We start from the raw sequence: 5,541 nt of genomic DNA, 5'->3' as shown, positions 1-5,541 counted from the left end.
TTCCTCCGCCCGCGCCGCCGGGCTCCTCGCGGCGCTCGCGCTGGTCCTCACCAGCGCCACGCCCGCGTTCGCCCTGCCGGGCGGAGGCAAGACGCCCCGCGCCATCGTGGAGGCGGACTCCGACCTGCCCCCGCCGGTGACGGGGGTGGACGTGGAGGAGCACCTGGGGGAGCCGCTTCCCCTGGAGACGCGCCTCGTGGACTCCAGTGGGGAGGAGGTGCGGCTGGGCACGCTGCTGTCCAAGACGCGCCCCACCCTGCTCACGCTCGTCTATTACGAGTGCCCCATGCTCTGTAACCTCGTCATCAACGAGCAGGTCCGCGTGATGCGCGAGCTGGGCCTGGAGCTGGGCAAGGACTACGAGGCCGTCACCGTCAGCATCGACCCCAAGGACACCCCGGCGCAGAGCGCCGAGCGGCGTCGCAAGTATCTGCAGTCCATGGGCAAGCCGGAGACGGCTCCGTGGCACTTCCTGACCGGCACCGACGAGAACATCCACAAGCTCGCCGATGCCGTGGGCTTCAAGTACACGTATGAACCGAGCACGAAGCAGTACGCCCACCCCGCGGTGGTCACCGTGCTCACGCCGGAGGGGAGCATCTCCCGCTACCTCTACGGCACGTCGTTCGACCGCAAGGACGTGAAGCTTTCGCTGCTGGAAGCAGCGGGCGGTCGGGTCGGGACGAGCGTCGATCGCATCGTCATGTCCTGTTTCAAGTATGACACCGCCACGCGGCGGTACGGTTTCTACATCTTCGGGTTCATCCGCCTGGGCTCCCTGGCTGTCTTCGGCGCCCTGGCCACGATGCTGATCTATTTCTGGAGGCGCGAGCTGAAGAAAGGCGCGACTACATGAGCGACCTGGCCAACCAATTCCTGTTCCTCCCGGAGCGCGCGTCCACGTTCGCGGAACGGGTCGACTTCCTGCACTACTTCGTCGTCGGCACGACGATGGTGATGTCCGCGGGCGTCGGCCTCGCGGCGCTCTTCATGTTCTTCCGCTACCGTCGGCGGGAGGCCCACCAGCACACGGAATACGTGGTGCCGGACCTGAAGACGGAGTTCCTCTTCGTGTCCGTCCCGCTGGTGTTCTTCCTGGCGTGGTTCGCCATCGGGTTCCGGGACTTCACCTGGTACACCACCCCGCCCAAGGACTCGATGGATGTCTACGTCATGGGCAAGCAGTGGATGTGGAAGTTCTCCTATCCGGAGGGCCCCAACGGCGTGAACGTGCTGCACGTGCCGGCTCACCGCCCGGTGCGCCTGCTCATCACGTCCCGCGACGTCATCCACTCCTTCTTCGTCCCGTCCTTCCGCATCAAGATGGACGCGCTGCCGGGCCGCTACACGCAGGCCTGGTTCGAGGCGACGAAGCCCGGCACGTACCAGGTGCTCTGCACCGAGTACTGCGGCCTGTCGCACTCGAAGATGCTGGCGGAGGTCGTCGTGCTCGCGCCGGAGGACTACGAGAACTGGCTGAAGGAGCAGCAGCGCGGCCGCCTGCAGGACCGGCAGGACGCGCTGGCGGACACGTCGCTCGTGCCGCCCGCCGCCCGCATGGCCGAGCAGGGCCAGAAGCTGGTCGGCACGCAGGGCTGCCTCAAGTGCCACTCGGTGGACGGCTCGAAGCACATCGGCCCCACCTTCCTGGGTCTCTACGAGCGCAACGAGAAGCTCGAGGACGGCCAGAACATCCGCGTGGATGAAGCCTACATCACCCAGTCGATGATGGACCCGGGCGCGCACATCGTCGCCGGCTACCAGAACGTGATGCCGACCTACCAGGGCAAGCTGCAGGGCCCCGAGTCGGCCGCCATCGTCGAGTACATCAAGACGCTGCGCACCGCGAACGTGCGTGAGACCGCTTCCGAGGGCCCCGCCTATGACCCCATCCAGTAGCATCGCCGCGCCGGGGGCCGCCGTCCCCGGCCATGAGGCGCACGACGACCACGGCCACCACCCGAGCTACCTGACGGACGGCACCACGGTGAAGTCGTGGCTGCTGACGGTGGACCACAAGCGCATCGCCATCATGTACATGGTGTGGATCCTGCTCTTCTTCCTGGTGGGCGGCATCTTCGCGCTGCTCATCCGGATCGAGCTGCTCACGCCGGGCCCGACCATCATGGACGCGATGACGTACAACCGCGTCTTCACGCTGCATGGCATCGTCATGATCTTCCTGTTCATGATCCCTGCCATCCCGGGCATCTTCGGCAACTTCCTGCTGCCGCTGATGCTGGGCGCCAAGGACGTGGCCTTCCCCCGGCTGAACCTGCTGTCGCTCTACGTGTACCTGGCCGGCGCGGGCTTCGCGCTCTGGGGCATGCTCAACGGCGGCCTGGACACGGGCTGGACCTTCTACACGCCGTACAGCGCGCACACGACGACCACGGTGGCGCCGGTGCTCTTCGGCGCGTTCATCATCGGGTTCAGCTCCATCCTCACGGGCATGAACTTCATCGTCACCACGCACACCATGCGTGCGCCGGGCATCACCTGGTTCAAGATGCCGCTGATGGTGTGGGCGCTCTACGCCACCAGCTGCATCCAGGTGCTGGCGACGCCGGTCATCGGCCTGCTGCTCCTGCTGGTGACGGCGGAGAACCTGTTCAGCCTGGGCATGTTCGACGTGGCCCGCGGCGGTGACCCGGTGCTCTTCCAGCACCTGTTCTGGTTCTACAGCCACCCGGCCGTGTACATCATGGTGCTGCCGGCGTTCGGCGTGATGAGCGAGATCGTCTCCGCCTTCAGCCGCAAGAACATCTTCGGCTACCGCGCGGTGGCGTACTCCAGCGTGGGCATCGCGTTCGTGGGCTTCTTCGCCTGGGGCCACCACATGTTCGTGTCCGGCCAGTCCACCTTCAACGCCGGCGTGTTCGGCGTGCTGTCGATGCTGGTGGGCGTGTTCACGGCCATCAAGGTCTTCAACTGGGTGGGCACCGTCTACAAGGGCGCGGTGGAGTTCAGCACCCCGTTCGCCTACTTCTGCGGCTTCCTGTTCTTCACCGTGTTCGGTGGCATGACGGGCATCGCGGTGGCGACGGTGTCGCTGGACGTGCCCTGGCACGACACCTACTTCGTCGTGGCGCACTTCCACTTCATCATGGTGGGCGCGACGATCATGGCCTTCCTGGCCGCGCTCCACTACTGGTTCCCGAAGATGTTCGGGAAGATGTACCACGAGGGGTGGGGCCTGGTGTCCGCGGCGCTCATCATCCTGGGCTTCAACGCGACGTTCATCCCCCAGTTCCTCGTGGGCAACGCGGGCATGCCGCGCCGCTACTACGAGTACCCGGAGCGCTTCCAGGCGCTGAACGTGGCCTCCACGGCCGGTGCGTCGCTGCTCGCGTTCGGGTTCATCATCATCGCGGTGTACCTGACGTACGCGCTCATCTACGGCGAGCGCGTGGACAACCCGTGGAACAGCAAGGGCTACGAGTGGCTGACGATGTCCCCTCCGCCCACGCACAACTTCATTGGCCCGCAGCCGACGTATCCCGAGGAGCCGCACTTCTACGTGGATCCGAAGAAGGCCGAGGGCGAGGTGTCGGATGTCTAGCGTGCACGTGACGCCGGGCTCGGTGCCCGGTCCCAAGCTGGCCGCCCACTTCGCGTCGCTGGAAGTCCAGAAGCACGCGGCGCGGTTGGGCATGTGGCTGTTCCTCGCCACGGAAATCCTGCTCTTCGCCGGTCTGTTCGCGTGCTACGCGGCCTACCGCTTCCTGTTCCCGGAAGCCTGGGCTGCCTCCAGCCGCAGCCTGGACCTGACGATGGGCACCATCAACACGGTGGTGCTCATCACCTCCTCGTTCACCGCCGCCATGGCGGTGCACTACGCCAAGGAGGGGAAGAACAAGATGGTGGGGCACATGAACGTGCTCACCCTCCTGATGGCGATGGGCTTCCTCGTCATCAAGTTCTTCGAGTACAAGCACAAGTTCCACATCGGGACGCTGCCGGGCCGCTACTACTTCTACGAAGGCATCCAGCTGCCGGGCGCGCCGCTGTACTTCACGGTGTACTTCGCCTCCACCGCGCTGCACGCCCTGCACGTCGTCATCGGCATGACGGTGCTGGCGTTCGCCACGGTGCGCGCGTACCGCGTCGGGGACTTCAGCGCGAACAACTACACGCAGGTCGAGCTGGGCTCCATGTACTGGCACCTCGTCGACCTGGTGTGGATCTTCCTCTTCCCGATGCTGTACCTGGTCTGAGGGTTACGACATGGCCATCGCCAACGAATCGCATCAGGAAGAGCACAACATGCAGGAGCACCACGGCGCCGGGCGCTACGTGGTCATCTGGATCGTCCTGCTGGTGCTGACGCTCGTCACCGTCTTCACGGGCCGCATGCACCTGCCCAGCTTCGGCCTGCTGCTGGCGCTCGTCATCGCCAGCGTGAAGGGCACGCTGGTGGCGCTGTACTTCATGCACCTGTCGGAGCACCAGGGCGCCAACCGCCTGGTCTTCGGTGTGTCCATCATCTTCGTGGTCCTGCTCATCGGCTTCTCGCTGATGGACCTGGGCACCCGCTTCCGTCTGGCCAACCCCCCGGGGTCGCAGTACAGCGACCTGCAGGCGGTGGACATCGGCGCGAACCCGGCGGAAGGCCGCCACGGTGGCCACCAGCAGGTCGAGAAGCAGGGACACGAGACGCACGAGTAGTCCCCGCTTCCTCAAGTCCCCTGAAGCACGAACGCGGCGCCCGGGTTTCTTCCCTGGCGCCGCGTCGCTTTTGCGGGCTCGCGTCCCGCGTGAGGCCGGGGACTACAGGGCGACGGTCAGGTTGAAGGAGAGCGCCGTGTCGGTGGACACCTTGCCCGGAGGCGGGGCGCTGTCGGACTTCACGAGGAAGCCCACGCCCAGGGCCAGCGCGTCGGTGAGGTTCGCCATCACCTGCGTCTGGCTGCTGAAGAGGATGCGCGAGTCGCTGATGACGCTGACCAGGATCTCCGCCTCTTCCTGGAAGGTGATGTCCTTGGAGACGCCGTAGCGGAACAGGGCGCCGAAGCGCGGACCGCCCAGGTCCACGTTCGGCAGGTCCACGCGATTGGGGTAGTACTGGAAGCGCAGCTCGCGGGCGTAGCGGAAGGCGAAGTCGGTGCGCAGGAGGGTTTCGCGCACGCTGGCCTTCTCATCCCGCTTGGTGTCGAACCAGAAGATGCTGGCACCGGCTTCACCGTAGGGCCGCGCCTCGATGCTCTTGATGTGGTCCGTGTCGACGCCGGTCAGCAGGTAGCCGCTGATCTCCTGCGTGAAGCGGCGGTCCCCGCGCAGCTCGATGCCGGCGTTGAGGGCCACCACCTGGGACAGGGACTCCACCTCCCCCTCCACCTCGGGCGGGCGGCTGCGGCCGTACGCACCGTAGGCCTTCACGGAGTAGATCCAGTGCTCCGTCTTGCGCAGCGCGCTGGCCAGGCCACTCACCGTCAGCGTGGACGCGTTGCCCGTAAGGGAGATGAGGCTCAAGCCCACGCTGACGTCCCAGACGCTGGGCTTCACCGGGGCCGCGGCGGCGGCGACTTCGGGGGCCGGCGC

General features: G+C 66.2%; 6 protein-coding genes. 5 read left to right on the top strand and 1 reads right to left on the bottom strand.

Translation table 11 applies throughout. The features are described from left to right. The 5 genes from D7W79_RS38050 to D7W79_RS38030 form a co-directional block, all read left to right on the top strand. Positions 1–856, top strand: an 856-nt coding sequence (locus D7W79_RS38050; RefSeq protein WP_147442260.1) for an SCO family protein, incomplete at its 5' end; no start/stop codon positions are given. After that, entirely contained in the window at positions 853–1,899 is a 1,047-nt protein-coding gene (gene coxB, locus D7W79_RS38045; RefSeq protein WP_120530157.1) for a cytochrome c oxidase subunit II, read from the top strand. The genes D7W79_RS38050 and coxB, both read left to right, overlap by 4 nt. Continuing rightward, on the top strand, positions 1,883–3,562 hold the full coding sequence (locus tag D7W79_RS38040) for a cytochrome c oxidase subunit I (RefSeq protein ID WP_120530156.1): 1,680 nt from the start codon (positions 1,883–1,885) through the stop codon (positions 3,560–3,562). Before coxB ends, D7W79_RS38040 begins: the two co-directional genes overlap by 17 nt. Further along, positions 3,555–4,217, top strand: a complete 663-nt coding sequence (locus tag D7W79_RS38035; RefSeq protein ID WP_120530155.1) for a cytochrome c oxidase subunit 3 family protein — start codon at positions 3,555–3,557, stop codon at positions 4,215–4,217. The genes D7W79_RS38040 and D7W79_RS38035 overlap by 8 nt, the downstream gene beginning before the upstream one ends. Positions 4,218–4,227: 10 nt before the next feature. Next, complete coding sequence (locus D7W79_RS38030; protein ID WP_120530154.1) at positions 4,228–4,668, top strand: cytochrome C oxidase subunit IV family protein; 441 nt, start codon at positions 4,228–4,230, stop codon at positions 4,666–4,668. A gap of 102 nt (positions 4,669–4,770) precedes the next feature. Here D7W79_RS38030 and D7W79_RS38025 read toward each other — a convergent pair. Continuing rightward, positions 4,771–5,541 (bottom strand): DUF481 domain-containing protein (locus D7W79_RS38025; RefSeq protein WP_244222200.1); only part of this gene is annotated, 771 nt, incomplete at its 5' end.

This window comes from Corallococcus exercitus (genome assembly GCF_003611585.1).
Taxonomy (GTDB): domain Bacteria; phylum Myxococcota; class Myxococcia; order Myxococcales; family Myxococcaceae; genus Corallococcus; species Corallococcus exercitus.
This window is presented reverse-complemented; position numbering and strand designations above follow the sequence as displayed.

Bases quoted from the DNA above. Each gene is read 5' to 3' on its own strand.
- D7W79_RS38030 (WP_120530154.1), top strand. From the start codon at position 4,228: ATGGCCATCGCCAACGAATCGCATCAGGAAGAGCACAACATGCAGGAG.
- coxB (WP_120530157.1), top strand. From the start codon at position 853: ATGAGCGACCTGGCCAACCAATTCCTGTTCCTCCCGGAGCGCGCGTCC.
- D7W79_RS38040 (WP_120530156.1), top strand. From the start codon at position 1,883: ATGACCCCATCCAGTAGCATCGCCGCGCCGGGGGCCGCCGTCCCCGGC.
- D7W79_RS38035 (WP_120530155.1), top strand. From the start codon at position 3,555: ATGTCTAGCGTGCACGTGACGCCGGGCTCGGTGCCCGGTCCCAAGCTG.